Below are 20,153 nucleotides of genomic sequence, written 5' to 3' on the forward strand. Positions count from 1 at the left end.
GGCGGTTGGTTCGTCGGCGCATCAGCTGTTCGTCAATATATCGGCGGGATGCTCAGGTCTTCGCTGCCGAGGACCAGAACAGGAGAAACAGGTCGCAGCGATCGATTTCGTAGTAGAGCTGACGCTCCCAGCGCTGCCCTGGGTCGAGCGTGAGGATGTCGTGAAAAAAGTCGATGCCAGCGCCGGGGAGCATTTGAGTCCGCTTGAGCACTTCCTTCCGGTCGGCCGACGCATAGGAGATGAACGCCCTTCGGTAGCGATGATAATTAGGTCGAAGGGCTGGATAACGCGGCGCCGAGGGGAGTCCAGGCACGAGACCTGGTTCAGGCTCGGACACGTTCACCATGAACGTGACACGTCCGATCGGCACCGAAGCACGGCTGATTGTCACCGTGCCGATCACGGTTTGCGGCGTGGAATCGGTTGGCACTGTTACACCGAACTGAACCGATCGCGGCTGACCTACCCAAACCATCGACTGGACTGGATCGTCGACGAGCAGCTCCGGCAGCCGCAATTCGAATGCCAGGCGTTCGCCCTCACGCACCCGGGAATCCAGTACGTCGGTGCCCATCGGCCGCGACGAATCGTCGAATTTGCGCGCCAGGGCTTCGACCTCTTCGTCTTCGCTTGGCAAGTGGGCAAATACCCGAACCATAAAGGTTTGGCCCGGTTGCACCTCACGAGGGGCGAACACAGAACTGGACAGTCGAACGCCCGCGCTTGGCGAGGAGTCGCGGGCCCTGTCTTTGCGGACGGGTAGGCGCGGGTGACCCCACGAGCGCTCGAACGGCGAAGGTCTCCGGGCCGCAGGCTTTGACGACCTCACCGACAGGTTGGGATGTTGTCGTGATTCAGCCCTCGGGGGTTCGCTCGCCGGGTTATTGAGCCGTTTCCAACACGGTGATCGTCCGGTCCACGTCCGCGTAGAGGTCGTCACGACCGCTGAACCTCTCCAGCACGACGCGGGCCCCTCGTCGCTCCTCGAGATCGACGGAACGAAGGGCAGGCTCCAGTTCGATAATGACTTGGCGTTGCTGGTCGTGGGAAAGGGCGTTTGGCGCAGATACCAGCTCGACGAAGTGCGTTAGATACGACAGCGGCGCAGCGGGTGGTTGGGGTCGGAGGGTGGGTGGCGGCGGTGCAGGTGGCAGGTTCGCCAGTGCACCGGCCACGGCGAACTCGGCCTCTCTCCCGGGCTGGGAAAAGTCGACGGTCTGGCAAATCGAGATGGAGCGGGGAAGAGCGTCAGGAAGCCTCTCCACCGCAAGCGGTAGCACCGGTTTGTTTAGCGCCAGCGCCCATTCCAGTTCCCGTTTGCAGACCACCGAATTCAGCATGGGGCCGGACACGATCGCCAGGAACACATCGCAGTCGGCGATGCGCCGCAGGATATCCTCCCACCACGTTTGGCCGCCCCGCAGCGATGAATCCACCCACGTCTGATAGCCGAGGACGTCCAGGTCCCGGACCAGCGCCTCGACGTCAGGCTTGTTCTCGCGCGCGTAGGAGATGAACAGTTGGCGCATGCCATCACCCCCCACGAACACTGGTGCCTCGCCTTAAGGAGGCACCGATGCTCATATGCCCGACGCTCGAATCGCCCCTTCACATCATGAGGGCGGGCAGCTCGGCCACCGGTTGCCGCACGGCAGGGAAGCTAGTCCGGCGCGACCGGCAGGTCAGGGCAGACCTTGATGTAGTCGATGTCGGGCGACACCCAGTCCCGCCACAGCTGGTGGCTCATATTGGTGGTGAGCTTGGCGCACAACGCCGACACGGGTCGGGGTAAGCGGGCCACACCCGCACCGTCATGTCCCAACTGCCGGACACGATCCGCAGTTCCGCCGATCCAACTTGAGGGGTGGTGCGGAGATGGCTGATTCGACTGCTGTGGTGACGGCCGGGACGTCATGGTGGATCGACAGTGCGTGAGGTCACTGAGCTGTATCAATCCGCATCTCAGCAGGGGTGAGCATCTTTGCTGAACTGCGAGTGATTGTGTGCGGATTTTGTTACGGTCGCGTCAGAGTGTTTGTTGACTTTGCTGTGCCGGAGTGCTGGTCGGAGAGGGGACCACAAATGGTGGACCCATTTGACGAGGGGCAGGCCGAGACGAACATATACGCCGCCGGGGCACCCGCCTTCCCCTCTTGACCGTGACGGCGACGGCATCGCCTGTGAGTAGATAGAAACACTATGGACCAACCAGCAGCGGGCTGGCTTCCCGATCCCAGCGGCCAGCCGGGGCGTGCGGACTTCACCCCGGAGCGGTTCCGCAATGCCGCCGGGATCGTCCTCGAGGCCATCGATGAGTAACGAGCCGACCGAGATGGCGGGCGTCGCTGAGGCCGAAACCCAGGCGGCCTACGCCTGGGCGCTCGACTATGACGACGTCGACGAGTTTCCAACACAGCGGCTGACGTCGCGGCGCATTACCGCGCTGAGTATTGCGGTCAGCCTGGTCGTGATTGCGGTGGCCGGTGTGGTGGCGCTTGTTGTCGTCCGCGATGCCAATCAGCCTGTCGCACAGGCACCTTCGCCTCATGTTGTCGAGACGGTTGCACCCCCAGCGCCGATGTCGCCGACTCCGATTCCGCCTTATCCGCCCAACCCTGCCGGTGAGGCGAGCTTTGTGTCGGATGTCTATGCCAACATCCCCACCGCCGATATCCCCGGTGGTCGTCCCACAGACAACAGGCTGGTCGCCTATGGCTACCAGGCATGTCAGGTGATGGATCGATATCCAAATCCCCGCGCGGCTGCTGAGCCCTTTTACGCGGAAGTGAGTCGCGACGCGGGCTATACCCGTGATCCCGCGAAGATCAGCAAGGCCAACGTCTACAACGAGGGGGTGTTCATGGAGATCGCTGCTCAGTACCTGTGCCATTCCGCATCACCGCCACCTTCTGCGGCGGTGACTGTCCAGGCACCCGCTCCGCCGGTCACGCCCGTCGAGTCGCCCCCGGTGCAAGCCGGGTGCACCGAAGGTGCGACCCGCGTGCTCCAGGGCGAGGGGGACCTCGCTACCTGTGAGAACGGGCAGTGGCATGAAGGCCCCTACGGCTACGGAAGCGGCTGATGAGCTACGACGCCTGATCAACCAGAGGCGGACCGATGACCGTCACAACAACAGAAGCGGAAGAAGGATCAAGGTACAGATCAAGGTCCACATGAGCCTCACATCGCCGTGACGCTCCCGCGATGAGGTCGTGGGCGCTCAAGAATGGGCACTATGGTGCCGCCTACGGCATGATCCCCTACGACATCCAGGACGCCTTCCAAGCAGCACACGAGCAAGCGTTGTAGGACGATCAGAACCATTCCTGAGCGACGGTGAGTTCATTCCAGAAGTCCGCCTCCGGCGTCATTGAAGACCCCCTGTTCGCGCTCAGTCCCCTTGTGGATGAGCCTCGACGAGGCAGCGTGAAAGTGGGCGCAGCTTCCCGAGGATGATCTCGATGCCATAGGTCTCATCAAGAGCCCGGCGTTCGCGCGCTGGTTCGGGAAGGTACGCCCATGCTTACGGTGGTTCCGGATGCGGAATGCGCCAATGAGAACGACGGTGGTGGCCGCGGGTCGTTGTTGGATGAGATCGTCCGCGACGGTGCCCGCCGGATGCTCGATCAAACCGGTCGATCATCTCGATGATCACCCATGAATTGGATGGCAATAGTTGGAACCTGTGCCTCGCGCGGGTCCCAGCCCGGTCGCCCGGCACTGCTGCAGGTTCTCGAAACTGGCACCACCCGCATCGCCGGTCACCTCCCCGATCTTGAGCAGGCGGTGACGTGGCAGGCCGGGCAGCACCAGCCCGACAGTCTCGCCGTACTCGTCGTGGCCCACGACGTGTTGGTGCACTTGGTGGGTCAGTAGGTGTATTTCGTCAGCCCGCTTGATGTCGAGCGTCGTGCCCATGAGGGACGGGGGAAGGGTGCCACTGCCGCCCGCCTGGATGACACGCCGGATAGGCGGATAATAGTCGTCGTCGGGCGGGCTGACGAGTCGTTTCGGCATACTTCGGCCATGGGAGATTCGTCCGGTAAACCGACCTACGACGTGATCGGGACGCGCCACTATTTCGCAGGTGCGCACATCCGCGCGGCTCGCTTGATGGCGTCGCTTTGCCATGAGCGCGAACGGGTCGCTCTAGAAGCCCGCCAGGATGATTCACCGACTACGATTACGACGTGCGCTCATATGCGGTGTGCGCGATTGTCGAGTCGGCGGCCTTCTTGGAAGCCCGCGTCAACGAGATTTGGCACGCTGCCTTGGAGCCGATTCGAGCGTCGGCGAGCCACCGTCTAGCCGGTCTGAGCGATAAGCAGATTGATGCCATCCGCGACCTGGCCGGGGGAGAGCGGGCGGACCGCCTGCCAGTAATCGACAAGCTCGATGAGACGCTTGTCTGCGTCACCGGACGAGCCATCGACAAGGGGCAGCGCCCCGGCCAAGATGTCTCCGGCCTGCTGAAGTTGCGCGACGCATTTGTTCATTTCAAGCCCGAACTTCAATGGGATAACGAGGCCCACGCCCTCGAAAAGCGGCTGATCGAGCTAGTCCCGAAGAACCCGTTGATGCAAGGCGCGACCCCGTGGTTTCCGCACCATGTCCTGTGCGCCGGAGTCGCGCAATGGGCGTGCGACAAGTCCGCCGACCTGATTCACGACTGGGAGCAATCACTTGGCCTCACCAACAGTTACAGCATCGAGGACGCCCTGATCGTCACCGAGGGATGAGAAAGCGGGCGTCGCGTTCGCGCTTCACCGAGGAGACGGCGAGGCGTTAACCATCGGTTCGATGATGTCGTTTAGCAGGAAGTCTTCGCACCGCCACATCCGCTTGCCGAGGTCCATATTCTTCATGGGCGCTGAGGCGTTGGACACCCACTCGGTGACATCGAGCGCGTTCTCGGTCGCGTCGCTGATGTCCATGTGCTGTCGGACGGCCAATTCGTTGAAATCGGCTGGGGCCTCCAAGTCAAGGAGCGGCATAGGGGCGGATTCGTCAATCGGCACCCGCACTGTCATTGGCTCGGGAAGGTGGTGCTTGACCAACGTCAGCGGAGGTTTCAGCCCGATGCGCACGTTCACGATGTGCGGGGCCAGGGTGTGCCCATACCGGTGACGGTCGATACGCGCCAACTCTTCGATCCACCACAGCACGTTCGACTTGTAGTCGGGCTGCGCGTTGAACGGCCGGACGGTACGCAGGTCCGCAAAGGTCGAGTCGGACAGAGCGATCAACCCTTGCCGGTGACCCGGGCTGTCGTACTTGGCGGGATCGGTCTTGATCGGGAAGTAGATGCTGCGTTCTTTGGGCGGTGGATTCTGGCCGCTGTCGCGGACCGCGACGTAGTAGGCAGTTCCGTCGAGCGCCGCACGTAGGAGGTACAGCCATTCGCCGAACAGGGCGCTGATCCGTACGGGCATCGGTTCGGTCGTGTTGATAACGAGAGTCCAGCGGGTACCGGACTCGGCGTCGGCTACTAGACCGAAGCGGCGCGGTTGCCGTTCCATGTATTCGTTCCATAGCGTCCCGATCGACGCGCGTACTTCGCTGGCGCGGATCACACGGTCGCGCAGGACTTCGATGTCTGGTGTGTTGGAGGCCATGCTGTGGATGCTAGGAGGTCCGGCCCGCCACGGTGATGTGTTGGCACTGCCGCTGATCGGACCGGCGAGCGGACGGATTATGCGTCGTTCTCGTGGCCCGGTATCGACAGGTTGCTCAAGCGCGTGCCGGGAAGCGGCGACGGCAACGCATGCTCGTCGGCAGGGTGGTGATAGACGTACTCGCTGGCCGAATGCACCGTGCTGTCGTTGATGAGTCTCGCCATCAAGGTCGTCCCCCTCGGTCTCATCGGCCTCGCCCGCGCGTAGTCGGTGGACCGGGATGTTGGCCTGAGCGAACATCATCGCATCACCCATGATCAAACCGAGCTTGCGGGTCAGCGGGAACGTAATCAGTTGAGCCGTCATAAATCCACCCCCTCCCGCGAATCGATCCCCTGCTCGGGTATGAGCGCCACGGGGAAATCAGAGGTGACCAGCGGTCGGCGGTTGAACCGCACAAGTGTCCACGGCCTTCCCGCGATGTAGGGCAACAAAATGTTAGCCGACTCGATGATCTGAGCGATGTGCGCGATCGGTGGCAACGTCATTGGTGGACCCTCGGGCCGGGTGGTCTGCTGCCACAGCTCCTGACTTCGTCTGCATCCAGCTCGACGCCGTACCGGTGCTCGGCCCACTGCTGAACGTTCTAGCGCCCGTTGAACGTGACCTCCAGCCGCGTCATCTGCGCCGCCATGTACTCCATGTCCGACGGTGGTCTGGGCCGCGCACGTACTGCACCGCGAAGAAGGTGCTCAACGTGAGGCGTTGCTCTGCGGACAGCGGCCACTTGCCCTGAACAATGGCGCGCAGTACCGCCGCAGCCCCGGTTTCCAACTTCGACAGGGCCTGCTCAAAGGCGTCCGGGCCATCGGGGTGGCCGTCGATGGAGTAGAAGTAGTTGAGCAGTCCTCGCGGTTCCCGACGCGACATCGGTGACGGGACTCAAGGACGGCGACAACAGGCTGCCAGCGCAGGGAGGTTACCCCCGAACAGTTGCTCAATGAGGTGGAAGGCGAGGCCGCCAGGCACCGCAACCTGTCGGACCCGCTGCCTAAAGTTGTCCCATGGGCACTCCGAACATGGGACTGACTGCGGAACAAGCCGAGGCGCTGTTCAACCTCGCGAATAACGGTGTCCTGACCCGTATCGACGAGCGCGGACAGCGCTGCGGCGACCTTTACCAGTGGGGTCTGCACCCGCACCACGCGGAGCCCGCGAGTCTACTGGCCGCCGATGACGCCGCCTTCGCCGCGGTGTACCCGCTGACGCTGGCGGGACCGCATGCCGTCGCCGAGCACGCGATGTTCCCCGCAATGAGCGCCGTCGAGAGCATGAACACCGCCGGGCTGTTGGTCGCCCGCCGCCGATCACACCGTCAGCCCCACGTATCCGAGGTCCTGCAGCTGTGCCGGGTGGCGATGGAGTGCGCCTCCCTGACCATCTGGCTGTTGGGCGACCCGGATCGCGAGGTCCGCCGGGACCGGTGTAGGTCCGAGGAGATGGAACAGCTGGAACAGCGCCGCCGTTACCTCGTGATCGACGCGGAGAACGAGGCCAAGCGTGGCAATCGGTTCACGCCGCAGCTGCAGGCCATGAACGCCGATCACCGGCGCAAGTACAACGAGATGCTCGACAAGGCGAAGGCCGAGTACACCTTCGCCAAGACGCCATCCTTCACCGCGACGATCCGGTCGTCCGCCCAGTGGGTCGATGGCCACGTACCGGCGCACGATACCGGGGAGATCGCCGCGAACGGACTGGAGGGCGCGGCCCGGTCGTTCTACTCCTACGGTTCCAGCTTCATCCACGGATACAAGTGGATGACGGAGTATTCCCGAGGCGGCACGATCTTCTCGCTGATCGCCGATGCCCTCGCCGTGACGCTGAACATGGTCGAGTGCGCCGTGTGCCTGTACGAGGCTGCTTCCCGCGCTCCGGGCGGTGCACCCCCCGAAGAGTCCTATATTCCTGAGCGGTTCGAGCCGACGATCGCCGCGTGGTCCACGGAACTGCTCGCCGCGTAGACCACCGAACGGCGACTGATCCGCCGTTCCTCGGGCGATCGGCCCGGCAGGTGAACGTCGCTGAACGCCGGTTATAACCTGTGCCACGGACACATCGGCGAGTTCGGCAGCATCTGAACATCGCATCCTCAGGCTCGATGGCACGCGCCGCGATCAACGCCGCAGCCACGTAGCCATGTGCTGATGATGACGCGTAGACCCGGCCTTAGGGGCTCACCCGTCTACGGGCAGATTGTCGAGTTGTTCGCGTAGTCGCACGGCTTCGGATTCCAGCTTCCGGAGGCGCCGTTCCAGGGTCTTGCGTGGGATCGGCCGCGCCTTAACAGGTTTGGCCTTCTTCGCTAGCCAGCCGACGCGCTGGTAGGCGGTGATCGTGCGCAGGCAGGCACACGTGCGACATCGTGTGAACGGCGCGGGGTCAGGGTGGTTCTCGTCGTACACCCGGCGCCAGTAGGCCTCCTCGTCAGGATCGCCGTTGGCGATCTCCTCCAAAACCTGATTGAGGGGGAGCCGCTTCTTGCTCTTCCGGTGAACCGGGCCGTCTTCGGGCTTCCATCCGGGTTCGGTGTGTTCCTGCGTGAAGTGCCCGCAGCTGAGCACGACATCCCAGACGGCGTACTGGCGGGCATCCCGTATCACCTTGCCGTCGATCTCCAGCGGCTCACTGACGTAGTGGGTGTCCCGGCGGCGAACCCATTCCACAATGTCTCGGACGGGACCGCCGTGCGATCGATACTGCGGGCATTTCGGGTCCTGACAAAGGAATTGGTCATCCTTGAGTCGCGCCTTGCCGTAGATGCTGGGCTGTTCAGGCTCGGCCGGGAGGTCGGTGCCTGTCACTTTCGCTCGGGCGGCTTGTTCGGCGCGCTTCTCGGCCTGTTCCTTGGTCTCGCGGATCTCAGGCTCCGACGGCTTCACATGGCCGAAGTAGTAGGTCTGGGCCAGCTCGGCTAGCCGCTCCGCCTTGTCGGCGGGCTTGTCGTCGGTGTGGTGGCGGGTGAGGACGTCGCGCACACAGCCGCAGTCGAGTTGGATGCGCCACTGGTAAGTCTTCTCGGGCTCCGAGTAGTGAAGGTCGAACAGGAAGCTGGCCATCGGACCTTTCAGGAGGTTGCGGCGGCGCAGGTCTTCCCACTCGGCGACCAGCCTCTCGCGGGGAATGGGAGTCCCCGGCAGCGTGCGCTGAACCGGTGCGGTCACCGTGCCTCCTTAAGCCACGTCTCGACCTCCGCGCGGCGATAAAGCACCCGCCGCCCCAGCTTCACCGACGGCGGACCACCCGACCCGGTATGCCGCCAGTACCGCAGAGTGCCCACCGACAGCCGGGTCATGGCGGCAACGTCGGCGACGGTGAGTAGCTCGCCATCAGGCTGACCTGTGCCAGACGGTGCTGGCGGGCGCGGCGCTCTGGGTGTTGGTTGCGCAAGCAGTGTTTCGGCGATGGCCAGCAGCGCGTAGGTGGTGGCCAGCTTCCACGGTGCGGTGTGGTTCGGGTCGATTCTGGTCGCCGCGTCGACGGCCTTCTGGTGCCAGCCCGAGGCCCCGGTGGCTGATGGCTGGATGCGTCCATCGACGGTGGCCAGCCACTGCTCGATGTCCTCGCGGCGGTATAGCGTGCGGCTGCCCGCCTTGATGGTGCTGGGTCCTTGGCCGCTCTGCCGCCAGTAGCTCAACGTGTGTACCGACAGTCCGGTGAGCTGAGCCACCTCGGCAGCGGTCAAGTTGCCGACTCCGAGTGGCACGCGGGCATCGCCGGGGTCGACGAACATGGTGCAGTCGCATTCGGGGGCCGCGCATGATGACCCGCCGGGGCGGCCACCACCGCCGCCGTGGTGCACGCTGGCGAAGTGGCCGCACTCGCCACAGAAGGTCGTGGCCTTGATCGAGCCGGGGTCACCGCTCATGAGGTCCGGCGCTTCCGAACTTGCGGCGCAGCGTTTAGCGGGCGCATCAACTGCTCGTCGATCTCGTTGAGATCGACCCGGATCGTGCGGCGCGAGCGGCCCATCCGGTAGCCGGTCAGCTCGCCGTCAGCGATCAATCGGCGCACTGTGCGGTCACTGATCTGGAGGTACTCGGCGGTCTCGGCAATGGTGATGTAGCGCCGCGTCACGACGCCCTCCAAATACGGATTCGGCCCAGCTCAAGCAGGGAGTCCCGGTCGATGCGGATGGCGCCGCCAGAGCCGATGCGCCGGGCATCAAGTTGCTCATGCGCGATCAGCAGGCGAATGAGGTGCGCGCTGACCTGGTAGTAGGTCCCGGCCTGTCTAAGGGTCACCCAGCGCGGCAGCGCTTCAGCGGGCACAACGGTTTCCCCGCATATCCGCAGCACTGATGCACGTCCGACGCGGATCAGTCGACCCCACGGCGCAGCGCCACCTCGAACGCCGATCCGGCGGACCTCCAGCTTCTGCAGCAGCCGGTAATGCACATCGGCGCGATCAACACCGCAGTGCTCGGCTACTTGCGCGGTCGTCATCCACGGCGGCAGGGTGGTCACGGCTCGATCTTGTCCAGGCACCGTGGGCACATCAGCGCATCGGCTTCCTTTGGCGCACCGCAGGTCTGGCAGATGAGTTTGCGCCGCTGCCGTGCCGCCACCGACTTCAGCGCCAGCCTTTGCATGTGGGCCTTGCGTGCCCACTCAGCACGCTTGACGCGCTCTTGGGATGCCAGCACACCGTCGGGGTCCACCTCCCGCTCGAAACGGTCCAACGCAGCTTTGCGTCCGGGCCACGTGCGGGCTGCCCGGTCCTCCGTTCTCGCCCAAGACTCGTAAGCGCCGATGCGGCCGCGCAGACTGCGCATCTGCGGAGTGTCCTCCGAACTCGCCATCGGCCAGATGCTAAATGCCGCAGGAAAATACGATTCAAATGAAAGTTGACATCAGGCTGTTGTCCCGGTGAGCAGTTTTCGCGCTTCGCGACGCCATATCGATGACAGCACTCAGAAAGGGGGACAACCAAACGCCGCAGCCACCTAGCCGCTTGCGATGATGAACCAGGCCCGCCACTTGGCGACTACTCAACCGTCGGCAGTATCCCGAGGACTTCCCAGCGGTCCTTCCAGTGGGCGAGGCGAGACACCGGTATCGCGTGGTGGGTGCTGGCATGGTTCTTGGCGCGGTGACCGCCAAACTCCTTCAGGTACTTGTTGTGGGCCGTGTGAATGTCGTTCTCCACCCACCACTTTGGGACGATATAGAACTCGGGTTGCTCTTTGCCGAGGTCGACAAGCACCCGATACTTCGTCTCGACCTCGGGCGCTTTCTGTTTCTTCCCTCTGGTCGTGCTCGTCTGCCATGTGCCGCTGGTCTTGGTCTTGACCTGGATGCTGATGACGCGGTCGTGGCTGACGTCGCTAGCCAACAGATCGATGTCGTGCATGTTGCCGGAGAAGGTCATCGCGTAGCCGCCACGTCTGTGAATCTCAGCGGTGACGAAATGCTCCCCCGCTGCGCCGACCTGCTGGTTGGTGAGCTTGGGTCGCTTAGATGCGGTTGCCATGCGCAGACCATAGCGCGGACGACTCCGACCGTTGGCCATGATCGATGACCGGAATTGGCGGTTGGTTCGGGTGCCAGCCCCCAGGCAGTTGACCGCTAGGTGGCGTCCTCAGTCGCGAGGTAGGTCGTCGGCGACCGCGTCCTCCTCGCCGCGATCCTCCGCGCTGTCGAGGGGATCCTCGGACGTGTCGTTGAGGTTGTCGAGGTACTGACGAACGTCGATGACTGCTTGATGCTTCTTGAAGTCCGGCTCATGCGCATCAGGGGCGTGAACCGCGCCCTGCCATGCATCAGCGCTGCGGTATGCCTCGATCGCCGCGAGCACCTCACTGGGCGTGCGGTGCGGGTACTCATCGGTGACCAGGCCGGGGTTGTCACCGTCCCCGAATGCCTTGGCGAGCAGTTGCTCAGGAGTGGCCGCCTCCAACGGCCGCGCAATCGCGAACACCGGGTACGGCCTGCCGCCCCACACACCCTTGAGAGAGTGCGTTCCGAGGAGGTGTGCCGCACGGCCACGCTTGGTCTTGTCGTCGTTGTAGTGCTTGAACAGAAGGTGAGCTACCTCGACAGTCAGCACGAAGTAGCTGCGGGCAGCGAACTTGAGGACGCGGAAGCCAGTGTCGATGCTCGGCCCGACGAAGTCCATTGCGAAGTTGATCGCGAAGTCCCCAGTTGCGTCGGCGGTGTTGAGCGCCGCTTCGTTCGTCTCCTCCACATCAATCTGCGATCCGCCGTCGGAGATCTGGACTGTGCGGGGGATCGCAACACGACGGTCAGGTGCGGGGACGGTCGCCAGGAACGCTCCGCCCTTGAGCGTCATCGGTGTCTTCCCGAGGAGGTGTTGGATCTCGAACTCAAGCATCGTGGCCATCCACGCGTCGATGGCGTCGCTGCACTCCTCCTCCGACTGGATCCGGACCGAGAAAATCAACTCGTCGCCGATGGCTTTCCACAGCGACAGACGGTCCGCCAGAACCGGATATGAGTCGGTTATCTTGTTTGCCAGCAGCGAGGGGAACTCGCTGTAGAAGGCGAGGAAGGTCGCAATCCATCCGCCCTCGCTCTTCTGCTTGAACTGGGTTGAGTTCTGCAGATCGCAGGAGAGGAAGAGTATGGAGCCGTCTTGGTTGAGGCCAGCCGCCATCAGGTGAGAAGGCGGAGATACTCGGCGCGGACCTTCGCCGCCGGGACTGACACCCCGAAGTGCTCAGCGACCGTCACGATGTTGCAGTTCTGCCGGACGAACACGTCTCTGAAGTGCTCAGTGGGCATCAGGAGGTTCGACGCGAACACGTTCGCCTGAGTCTCGGCTACGTTGCGGCCCAACCGAGTGAACGTGGATGTGCGCTCACCAATGCGATGACTTTCAGGAGCTCGGTAGTGCAGGAAGTAGTGCCCTAGCTCATGGGCAATTGTGAACCTGTCCCGCAGCTGTGAGGTGTGCGTGGGGATGATTACCGTGAAGTCGCCTGGCTCCCGCACTTCGAGCGACTCAGCGCGGTTGTCGACCTCGATCTGACCGCCAAGCTTCTTGAGCAGCGCATGCACGTCGACGTAGCCATGTTCGTTGATGACTTTGTGTTCGTATGCGATCTGCTCGGCGTACGTCGCGATCGCCGAGTACGACAGCCTCGATCGCGGGGCCTCTATCGCACCCTCACTAATCACACTCATGACGTCCACCCCCCAATCATCCCGCTTCCGTCGGCGTTTGATAGTGCGAATTACATCGCAAATTCGGCCCTTCGTGACCTGGGTGACCATGGTATTCGCTATCCGGCTGTGCGGAGAGTAGCGCGCCAAACCGCCACCGGGCACTCGACACTCTGCTCATCGCAACGATCAGAGCTTATTGCTGCTCACCGACATTCAGCTAGGCGCTGCCGGTCGTGCGCTTCAGTGTGTTGAGCGAGCCTCGGTAAGCGCCCGGCGGCGAGTTCATCGCCGTCTAGGCCGATGTCGTGTCTTGCGGGCTGTGTCTCGGTCACGGTCTCATAAACGATGGGTTGATGCGACTGCGGTAGCCCGCTCGGGCCGACTCCATTGAACAGGTGCAATCGCATCCCGGGCTGTCTTGAAAACCCGTCTCATAACCGTGTAGTATCAAAACCCGGATCGTGATGGGATTTTGAGACAGGAAACACCAATGGCCGTTATCGGATACGCAAGGGTCAGTACCACCGACCAGAACCCTCAGCTCCAGATCGACGCGCTTGAGGAAGCCGGGGGAACTCGTATCTTCACCGACCATGGTGTCTCCGGCTCGACCTCGGCCCGACCGGGTCTCGACGCGTGCCTCGATCACCTCCGAGAAGGCGATGTGCTCACCGTCTGGAGGCTCGACCGACTCGGGCGTAACACCCAGCACGTCCTCGCCGTCGTCGACGAACTCATGTCACGGGGTATCGGCTTCCGAAGCATCACCGAGGGCCTACACACCGAGGGCGCGATGGGCAAGGCGATGCTGACCATCATGGCCGCCTTCGCGCAGCTTGAGCGGGAGACCATGATCGAACGCACCCGCGCCGGTCTCGCTGCCGCAGCCGCCAACGGGCGGAAGGGTGGTCGTCCTCGCAAGGTCGACGACGCCGCCGCCGCCAAGGCGCGCAACATGCGGGAGAAGGGCATTAACGCCACCGACATCGCCAAGATGCTCGGCGTCTCCCGCGCCACGGTGTACCGGTACCTCGCCAGTGGCGAGTCCTCTGCTGCTTGACGGCCCTTACGCCCGATGCCATCCGAACAGCGCACTGTGGAACTGGGCGCGCTCCGGGAGCGGAGGCTCGGTCTCGCCTGGCAGCGCCTGAACGCATCCCCGCAGGGGGCTGTGGGTGGTCGCCGACTGCTGCGTGTTGCGTCAACCAGGGCGGCATCACGTCACTCGTGACGCTCGAGGGCTGTATGTGCGAAGAGTCCTCAGCTGAGGAAACCGGCTAGAGATTTCCCACCACCCGGGGACACCGCCCACGAACCAGTGCGCGCTCAGCAGTTGTGAAGGGCGATGTCCTTGCCCACGTAGGGGTCGTAACCGCGACTCACGACGTAGTTCGTCACGGCGCGAACGCAGTCGCTGTCGTCAATAGTCGTGACAACTTCGGCAACCGTCGCACAGGTAGCGTCACGGTAGGTGCCCACATGATGCACTTCCTGCGGGATCAGCAGGTTGCCGAGTTCGCAGTAGGCATCAGCATGGGCTGTGGGAGCCGCGCCCAGGAACGGGACGGACAGGGCGGCAGCGACGACGGCAAACAACTTGGTCACGGTCGTCAGAAATTCTCGTCGTACTGACAGTTCCCAGGAACACGCATCTCTGTTATGACTTGCAGGCCCTGTTGACTCGAAACTCCATATCTATTCGAAAGATTGTCGATGATTTGACCATCTGACCACCCCAGTAGAATGTCCTCGCAGACATTGGTGGTGATCATGCTGTCATGATTTGGAGTGATGTCAGCCTGGGCGTGAGCCGAGAATCCGAGGGCAAGTCCAGCGGCGGTTACCGCCCCAGCGATAACCAGCCCAGTCGTGCAGATTTTGGTCGGCTCGATCATTCCTCCCCGCACTCTCCTGGCGCTTCCACCAAAGCGAGGCTGCGGCCCCGCAGCTTCCGAATTGAGCAATGAGATGAGACGGCCTGACCTTGTCTGAGCCGCATCCACCACGAAACTTAGGCGAAAGGGGCGCGGGAGGTATCGGGTGTTTCCCTACAGTTAGTTTGCTAAGTGGTTTCTCGCTGTGACCATTAGGCACACGGCACTGTGGTCGGCGCGCAGTAAGCACCGAGCAACCTCGTCAGCAACTAACATGCGCCCATGCCACTGCGGATCGGTGAAACCTTCGCCGGATACCGGATTCTGCGACTGCTCGGCTCGGGCGGAATGGGCGAGGTGTACCTGGTCCAGCATCCCCGTCTGCCCCGCCACGATGCCCTCAAGGTTCTCGGCCCCGATGTCTCCGGCGACATCTCGTTCCAGGAGCGGTTCATCCGTGAAGCAGACCTCGCCGCAAGCCTCCGGCATCCCCACATCGTGGGAATACATGACCGTGGCGAACATGACGGCCAGCTGTGGATCGCGATGGACTACATCGCGGGTTCCGACGCGGCCCGGCTGGTGCAAACTCGCTACCCCGCAGGCATGCCCGCCGAACTGACTATCAACATCATTAACGCCGTCGCCAGCGCACTGGACTATGCCCACAAGAGGGTCTGCTGCACCGAGACGTCAAGCCCGCCAACATCATCGTCGCCGATCTCGACAACGATGATCGACGGGTTCTCCTCGCCGACTTCGGGATTGCCCGATCAGTCGATGAAATCAGCGGCATCACCACAACCAACATGACCGTGGGCACAGTGGCTTATGCCGCGCCCGAACAACTCATGGGCGAGCCGCCGTTGGACGGACGCGCCGATCAGTACGCGCTGGCCGCCACCGCCTACCACCTACTGACAGGCCTGCAGCTGTTCCCACACTCCAACCCCGCAGTCGTCATCAGCCGCCACCTCAACGCACCAGTACCTGCCCTTGCTGACACACGACCCGACCTCGCCTCGCTCGACCCAATTCTGGCTGCAGCGTTGGCCAAGAGCCCCAATGACCGCTTCGCAAGCTGCACCGACTTCGCCCGTGCCTTCACCGAAACCACTGCTCCACCGACCCCGCGAGTTGCCGCACCGCCCACCACCCCAGCCTCGGCAGCCCGCAGGCCCCACGTCACGCCTACCCCCTCCAAAACCGTGGGTGCTAAAGCCCAGAGTGGCTCAACTCACCCTGCCACGCGGAAACTGATCGGGGCCTCCGTCGCAGCGGTATTGCTTCTGCTCGGTGTTGCCGGGATGTTGTGGCGGCCATGGCAGCACTCGCAGTCCAATACCACCATCAGCTCATCGAGCAATGCACCGACCACGTCCACCCCAACCCCGACCTCGACTGCAGCCCCATCATCCACTGCCGCCCCGCCGCCGGTGACAGTCACGGCCGCACCAACGACAACCACCGCCCAGGTTCACAGTGGTCCGACCATTGGTGACGAGTGCTCCGACTGGATGAAGTTCTCCACCGATCCGCTGTCGGGGCAGGAGATGCTGTGCAGCGGCTACTCGGAGAATCTCAATCGCGGTGAACCCATGAAGTGGTACTCCGCCGAGGCGGGTGCGGTGGGACCATCAGCGGGGTGGGCGGATGCACCCCGTGTCGGCAGGACCGGCAGCTCCTGCAGCGGCGAGGTGCCGTTCACGACAGGGCGGTCCAGCGACGGGTACGGGGTGTGGTGCATGGGAGACGGTGCGCAGTCTGACAAGAATCCCGTGTGGGTTGCGTACCACCCGTAGACGGTCGTCTCGAAAACGAGCCGCCGAGGCGGCAGCTAGCTGACCCGCCATCAGCGTCGGCGCGTTGGCGCATACTGCCGCACATGCGACGACCGGCAGACCGAAAAGGCGAAGCGTGAGCTTCGCAACTGACACGCCACCCGATAGCGCCGGGCGGTTGGCGGGTCACCAAGGTTGTGCGGAGTTCCCCACACGGGCGGTGGACGCTATCTTTCCGATGCTGCCCGCAGCTACATGGACAGACTCCTGGCTCAGCAACGGGTGCCTGACACGGAGAGCCGTCGACACCACTATGTCCCGCAGGCATACCTACGTGAGTGGTCGTTCGACGGTCGGCGCGTGTGGGCGCTCGACACGGCGACGGGATCGGTTAAGGCACTCGGCACTCGGGACGTCTGTGTCAACGAGGGCTTCTACAGAGTAATCGGGCCAGATGGCGCGCCGCACTCTCGAGTCGAGAAGCTGTTCGGTGTCGTGGACACGGAGCTTCGGCGTGTCCAGCGTCTGTTTGCGGACCTCGAAGACCCGGAGACCCTGAGCTTCGATGACCTCTTGGGCCTGGGCATAACGATCGCGGTCCGGCGCATGCGAACTCTCCAGCAAAGGCGCATCCAGACCCGGTACAGCGTCTGGATGTCGGCTCAAAGCCCCGAGTTTCAATCGATCGCTGACGACGATCAAAACCCGCATAGCGCATGGTGCACCACAAGCTGTGGCCGGGTCGCCTCGTGCCGGACAACGAGAACGACAGGCGGACCGTCTGGGAAGTCAAGGTGTGGGAGCCGAAGCGCGACCGAGTGTTCGGCGACGACGCGATCAAGTTCCTGGTCGATCTGAGGAGCTTCTCTGTGCACTATGCGATTCCGCCGGTGCGGATGGGTACCAGACTGCCCGGGGTGGGCGGCGGTCCGGTGATGCAGGAGAACTCCGTGCGGCTGGACCGTGCTGAACTGCTCAAGTGGGGCGGGTGGAAAGGGGCTTCCGGGCGGCACATTGAAGCCCATGACGGCGACATTGAGTTCCTGCCCGCCATCGCCGACTACTCGACCAAGGTGCGCAAGTTCTACGGCTGGTTCTGGGAGCAGGTGGCCGGTGACGAAAGGGTCCGCGTCGACATCGCCGAGTACCACGGCAAGACGAACGAATACATGTTCTGGCGCAAGGTCGAAAGCACCTTCAGCCACTTCGGTCCGGACGGTCCACGCACATATAAGCCCTGTCTGGCTGCTGCCCGCCTGGAGCGCCGCATTCGGGACGAGCGAGTGGCGAGTCATCGCACCCGACGAAACCGGCGAGTGGGTGGTCGGCACTACGGACTGGCCGTCGTTGCCGCTGGGCCACGGTGACTGGGAATCGTCGTCGGAGCCGACATCATCGTCGAGTCGTGAATGAAATGTCGCGCGATCGGGGTAACTTCCACCTGTAGCAACCGACGCGAGGGGGACTACCGCCACCATGGCGCAGACCAATGCCAATCTGATCTGGAAGATCGCCGACCTGCTGCGGGGCCGTATCAGACCAACCAGTACGGCGATGTGATCTTCACGCTCCCCCAGAAGGCGACGGCATAGGCCACCTCCATGGCATACGACATCGACCACCCAAGTCCAGCAGTGAAGTCGTTCGCGCGTTGGTTGCAGGATAAGAAGAAAGTCCCTGTTACCGCACGAGAGGTGATGGCCACCCACCCGAATACCCAGGAGTGGCAGGGGTGGGAAGCTGAGCGAAGGAAGACCGGTTTGCCGTTCGTGAACCGCACGCAATCGGTTGATGATCCATCAGAGCCTGCGAAGGCGTTCGCAGCTTTTCTCGCTGGCAAGGGTATCCAAGTTGATCCGACGCATATTCAGGTCACGTGGAACTCCCACCGTGAGTGGCAGAGCAGTCTGGAACGCCGCGCGGAACGTGGGGAAGGGCAGGGTAAAGCACTGAACGAACAGACCGTGGATTCCGATTACTTCATTCTCAATCAGCGCGAGGTGCGTGCCGATGACGAGGGCTACAACGATGCGGAGGGACAAAGCTACCACTGGACTTCGCGGTCATCTGGAGCATGGAAGAGGCTGTCGGTCTCGCCTGGTGCCCACTTTGTGTACTACCGACCTCGAACAGCATCGGACGGAACAGCGCAAAGTTACTTTGGAGTGGGGGCAATCGGGCAGGTTTCAGAGCAAGCGCCGGGTGACTTCGTCGCGACAATCGCTGACTATGTGCGATTCGAGCGGCCGGTACCGTCGCCGGAGGGACCCAGTGTCAACCATCAGACCTCAATCCTGCCGATCGCCAAAGAAGATTTCGACGAGTTAGTCAGGCTGGGCGGCGCGCGGCCCCACCCCCGGCCTGGGCAAAAGGTCTGGATCTTCCAGGCCAACCCACAGTTGTTCGATCTGCTGGACTTTCTCGCCGAGCCGTCAACACAGCCCGGCACTGTGGATAGCTGGCTGCTGCGGAAGCACGCCGACAAGGTTTCCGACGGCGACACTGTCCTGCTGTGGACGGCGGGCGAAAACGCAGGCATCTACGCGACGGGCACGATAGTTGGCGAGAGCTTCATGAGGGACCGCGAGGACTGGGAACCCACTGAGGCACCGCCGGAGAGCCGCGCCATCGGCTACCGGCTGGAACACATCCTTCTAGACCGACCGGTGCTGCGCCGAGACCTGATCAACCACGCGGTGTTGAAGGATCTGTCAGTCATCCGCCAACCGCAGGGCACCAATTTCCCTGTCACCGAACAACAGTGGGAGGCGTTGCGCCCGTTGATCGAATCGCCGAGCGGTACCCAGGCGGCACCGTCGACACCTCCGCAGCGGCTTGATCCATCGGACAATTTGGAACGGTTGCTCCGCGAAACCCTGTGGAGCAGAGCCGAAGTCGACGATGTCCTCGACACGCTCCTCAAACGTCGGCCCCAGATCATCCTGGCGGGACCCCCCGGCACCGGCAAGACCTGGGTCGCGGAGCGGATCGGGCGATTTCTCACCGAAGGCCAACCGGATGCCGTCCACATCGTGCAGTTCCACCCGAGCTACGCCTACGAAGATTTTGTGGAGGGGCTTCGCCCGGTGGCGCGCGAGGGGCAAGTGGCGTTCGAGGTGGTCCCCGGAGCACTGGTCAAAGTCGCAGACCACGCCCGCCGGGTCGATCATCGCGTCGTGCTCGTGATCGACGAGATGAACCGGGCGAACCTTCCCAGCGTCTTCGGTGAGCTGTTGTACCTGCTTGAATATCGTGACAAGGAGATACGACTGCTGCACCGTGATCGGTTCTCACTGCCGCCGAATCTATACGTCATTGGCACGATGAATACTGCGGATCGCAGTATCCGCAGTGTCGACACCGCCCTTAGAAGGCGATTCGATATGTTCGAGTGCCCACCTCGGCCCGACATCCTCGATGCCTACTACCGCAGTGGCGGGAACAACTCCGAGGTCGTCGGCCTCGCCGAGGGCCTGCGGAAACTGAACGATCTGTTGACCCAACATCTTGACCAACACCACACCATCGGCCACAGCTTCTTCATGGCAAAACACTTCGGCCACAGAGACCTTGGCCGCACGTGGTTTCGCCAGATCCGGCCGCTGATCGAGGAGTATTTCTTCGATCAGCCTGATCTTGTCCAGCAGTTCGACCTCACCATGTTTTGGCCGAGCGCCCCCAGCCTGTGAATACTGA

25 protein-coding genes and 3 pseudogenes are annotated in these 20,153 nt (G+C 62.9%); 10 read left to right on the forward strand and 18 right to left on the reverse strand.

The features are described from left to right. Positions 1-52: 52 nt before the first annotated feature. From ACVWWN_RS20660 to ACVWWN_RS20670, 3 genes are all read right to left on the reverse strand, one after another. Positions 53-697 (reverse strand): toll/interleukin-1 receptor domain-containing protein, encoded by a 645-nt coding sequence (locus ACVWWN_RS20660; protein WP_457145509.1) that lies wholly within the window; start codon positions 695-697, stop codon positions 53-55. Positions 698-881: 184 nt separating this feature from the next. After that, entirely contained in the window at positions 882-1,529 is a 648-nt protein-coding gene (locus ACVWWN_RS20665; RefSeq protein ID WP_457145510.1) for a toll/interleukin-1 receptor domain-containing protein, read from the reverse strand. A 131-nt stretch (positions 1,530-1,660) separates the two neighbouring features. Beyond that, complete coding sequence (locus tag ACVWWN_RS20670; RefSeq protein WP_457145511.1) at positions 1,661-1,801, reverse strand: hypothetical protein; 141 nt, start codon at positions 1,799-1,801, stop codon at positions 1,661-1,663. 294 nt (positions 1,802-2,095) lie between these two features. On the opposite strand from ACVWWN_RS20670, the gene ACVWWN_RS20675 reads away from it, so the two are divergent. From ACVWWN_RS20675 to ACVWWN_RS20685, 3 genes and pseudogenes are all read left to right on the forward strand, one after another. Next, a complete protein-coding gene (locus ACVWWN_RS20675) occupies positions 2,096-2,188 on the forward strand; it encodes an excalibur calcium-binding domain-containing protein (RefSeq protein ID WP_457145512.1) in 93 nt (30 codons plus the stop codon). Positions 2,189-2,311: 123 nt separating this feature from the next. Next, complete coding sequence (locus ACVWWN_RS20680; protein WP_457145513.1) at positions 2,312-3,082, forward strand: hypothetical protein; 771 nt, start codon at positions 2,312-2,314, stop codon at positions 3,080-3,082. Positions 3,083-3,198: 116 nt separating this feature from the next. Beyond that, a pseudogene (locus tag ACVWWN_RS20685) lies at positions 3,199-3,309 on the forward strand (hypothetical protein); the annotation flags it as partial. 342 nt (positions 3,310-3,651) lie between these two features. Here the strand turns inward: ACVWWN_RS20685 and ACVWWN_RS20690 are convergent. Beyond that, entirely contained in the window at positions 3,652-4,017 is a 366-nt protein-coding gene (locus ACVWWN_RS20690) for a hypothetical protein (protein WP_457145514.1), read from the reverse strand. A gap of 173 nt (positions 4,018-4,190) precedes the next feature. On the opposite strand from ACVWWN_RS20690, the gene ACVWWN_RS20695 reads away from it, so the two are divergent. Beyond that, the gene (locus ACVWWN_RS20695) at positions 4,191-4,739 is read left to right on the forward strand and encodes a hypothetical protein (protein ID WP_457145515.1); all 549 of its coding nucleotides are present in this window, start codon (positions 4,191-4,193) and stop codon (positions 4,737-4,739) included. Positions 4,740-4,763: 24 nt separating this feature from the next. Here ACVWWN_RS20695 and ACVWWN_RS20700 read toward each other — a convergent pair whose 3' ends face one another. From ACVWWN_RS20700 to ACVWWN_RS20715, 4 genes are all read right to left on the reverse strand, one after another. Further along, on the reverse strand, positions 4,764-5,615 hold the full coding sequence (locus ACVWWN_RS20700) for a hypothetical protein (protein WP_457145516.1): 852 nt from the start codon (positions 5,613-5,615) through the stop codon (positions 4,764-4,766). Positions 5,616-5,692: 77 nt separating this feature from the next. After that, on the reverse strand, positions 5,693-5,839 hold the full coding sequence (locus ACVWWN_RS20705; protein WP_457145517.1) for a hypothetical protein: 147 nt from the start codon (positions 5,837-5,839) through the stop codon (positions 5,693-5,695). 138 nt (positions 5,840-5,977) lie between these two features. Continuing rightward, positions 5,978-6,163: a hypothetical protein gene (locus tag ACVWWN_RS20710; RefSeq protein WP_457145518.1), complete on the reverse strand. Its 186-nt coding sequence runs from the start codon at positions 6,161-6,163 to the stop codon at positions 5,978-5,980. Between the two features lie 130 nt (positions 6,164-6,293). After that, entirely contained in the window at positions 6,294-6,545 is a 252-nt protein-coding gene (locus tag ACVWWN_RS20715) for a DUF4238 domain-containing protein (RefSeq protein ID WP_457145519.1), read from the reverse strand. 134 nt (positions 6,546-6,679) lie between these two features. Here ACVWWN_RS20715 and ACVWWN_RS20720 point away from each other — a divergent pair, with 134 nt between their 5' ends. Continuing rightward, entirely contained in the window at positions 6,680-7,639 is a 960-nt protein-coding gene (locus ACVWWN_RS20720; RefSeq protein ID WP_457145520.1) for a hypothetical protein, read from the forward strand. Between the two features lie 213 nt (positions 7,640-7,852). Here ACVWWN_RS20720 and ACVWWN_RS20725 read toward each other — a convergent pair whose 3' ends face one another. The 8 genes from ACVWWN_RS20725 to ACVWWN_RS20760 all read right to left on the reverse strand — a co-directional run bounded on the left by ACVWWN_RS20725 (position 7,853) and on the right by ACVWWN_RS20760 (position 12,820). After that, complete coding sequence (locus tag ACVWWN_RS20725; RefSeq protein WP_457145521.1) at positions 7,853-8,839, reverse strand: hypothetical protein; 987 nt, start codon at positions 8,837-8,839, stop codon at positions 7,853-7,855. Then, positions 8,836-9,543: a helix-turn-helix transcriptional regulator gene (locus tag ACVWWN_RS20730; protein WP_457145522.1), complete on the reverse strand. Its 708-nt coding sequence runs from the start codon at positions 9,541-9,543 to the stop codon at positions 8,836-8,838. Before ACVWWN_RS20730 ends, ACVWWN_RS20725 begins: the two co-directional genes overlap by 4 nt. Then, a complete protein-coding gene (locus tag ACVWWN_RS20735; RefSeq protein WP_457145523.1) occupies positions 9,540-9,752 on the reverse strand; it encodes an excisionase family DNA-binding protein in 213 nt (70 codons plus the stop codon). Before ACVWWN_RS20735 ends, ACVWWN_RS20730 begins: the two co-directional genes overlap by 4 nt. Beyond that, entirely contained in the window at positions 9,749-10,141 is a 393-nt protein-coding gene (locus ACVWWN_RS20740) for a DNA-binding protein (protein WP_457145524.1), read from the reverse strand. The genes ACVWWN_RS20735 and ACVWWN_RS20740 overlap by 4 nt, the downstream gene beginning before the upstream one ends. After that, positions 10,138-10,476 (reverse strand): hypothetical protein, encoded by a 339-nt coding sequence (locus ACVWWN_RS20745; RefSeq protein WP_457145525.1) that lies wholly within the window; start codon positions 10,474-10,476, stop codon positions 10,138-10,140. The genes ACVWWN_RS20740 and ACVWWN_RS20745 overlap by 4 nt, the downstream gene beginning before the upstream one ends. A 185-nt stretch (positions 10,477-10,661) precedes the next feature. Continuing rightward, positions 10,662-11,147 (reverse strand): hypothetical protein, encoded by a 486-nt coding sequence (locus tag ACVWWN_RS20750; RefSeq protein WP_457145526.1) that lies wholly within the window; start codon positions 11,145-11,147, stop codon positions 10,662-10,664. A gap of 108 nt (positions 11,148-11,255) precedes the next feature. After that, complete coding sequence (locus ACVWWN_RS20755) at positions 11,256-12,290, reverse strand: hypothetical protein (RefSeq protein WP_457145527.1); 1,035 nt, start codon at positions 12,288-12,290, stop codon at positions 11,256-11,258. Continuing rightward, a complete protein-coding gene (locus ACVWWN_RS20760) occupies positions 12,290-12,820 on the reverse strand; it encodes an ImmA/IrrE family metallo-endopeptidase (RefSeq protein ID WP_457145528.1) in 531 nt (176 codons plus the stop codon). The genes ACVWWN_RS20755 and ACVWWN_RS20760 overlap by 1 nt, the downstream gene beginning before the upstream one ends. A 472-nt stretch (positions 12,821-13,292) precedes the next feature. On the opposite strand from ACVWWN_RS20760, the gene ACVWWN_RS20765 reads away from it, so the two are divergent. Further along, on the forward strand, positions 13,293-13,862 hold the full coding sequence (locus ACVWWN_RS20765) for a recombinase family protein (RefSeq protein WP_457145529.1): 570 nt from the start codon (positions 13,293-13,295) through the stop codon (positions 13,860-13,862). Positions 13,863-14,128: 266 nt separating this feature from the next. Here ACVWWN_RS20765 and ACVWWN_RS20770 read toward each other — a convergent pair whose 3' ends face one another. Together ACVWWN_RS20770 and ACVWWN_RS20775 are read right to left on the reverse strand one after the other, a co-directional pair. After that, a complete protein-coding gene (locus tag ACVWWN_RS20770; protein WP_457145530.1) occupies positions 14,129-14,407 on the reverse strand; it encodes a hypothetical protein in 279 nt (92 codons plus the stop codon). A gap of 5 nt (positions 14,408-14,412) precedes the next feature. Continuing rightward, the gene (locus ACVWWN_RS20775) at positions 14,413-14,697 is read right to left on the reverse strand and encodes a hypothetical protein (protein WP_457145531.1); all 285 of its coding nucleotides are present in this window, start codon (positions 14,695-14,697) and stop codon (positions 14,413-14,415) included. 261 nt (positions 14,698-14,958) lie between these two features. On the opposite strand from ACVWWN_RS20775, the pseudogene ACVWWN_RS20780 reads away from it, so the two are divergent. From ACVWWN_RS20780 to ACVWWN_RS20795, 4 genes and pseudogenes are all read left to right on the forward strand, one after another. Next, positions 14,959-15,851: pseudogene (locus tag ACVWWN_RS20780) on the forward strand (serine/threonine-protein kinase); the annotation flags it as partial. A gap of 861 nt (positions 15,852-16,712) precedes the next feature. Beyond that, positions 16,713-17,087: pseudogene (locus tag ACVWWN_RS20785) on the forward strand (DUF4238 domain-containing protein); the annotation flags it as partial. Between the two features lie 86 nt (positions 17,088-17,173). Further along, positions 17,174-17,824 (forward strand): hypothetical protein, encoded by a 651-nt coding sequence (locus ACVWWN_RS20790; RefSeq protein ID WP_457149485.1) that lies wholly within the window; start codon positions 17,174-17,176, stop codon positions 17,822-17,824. Positions 17,825-18,058: 234 nt separating this feature from the next. Next, a complete protein-coding gene (locus ACVWWN_RS20795; RefSeq protein ID WP_457145532.1) occupies positions 18,059-20,146 on the forward strand; it encodes an McrB family protein in 2,088 nt (695 codons plus the stop codon). Positions 20,147-20,153 lie beyond the last annotated feature (7 nt).

This window comes from Mycobacterium sp. URHB0021, assembly GCF_054057895.1.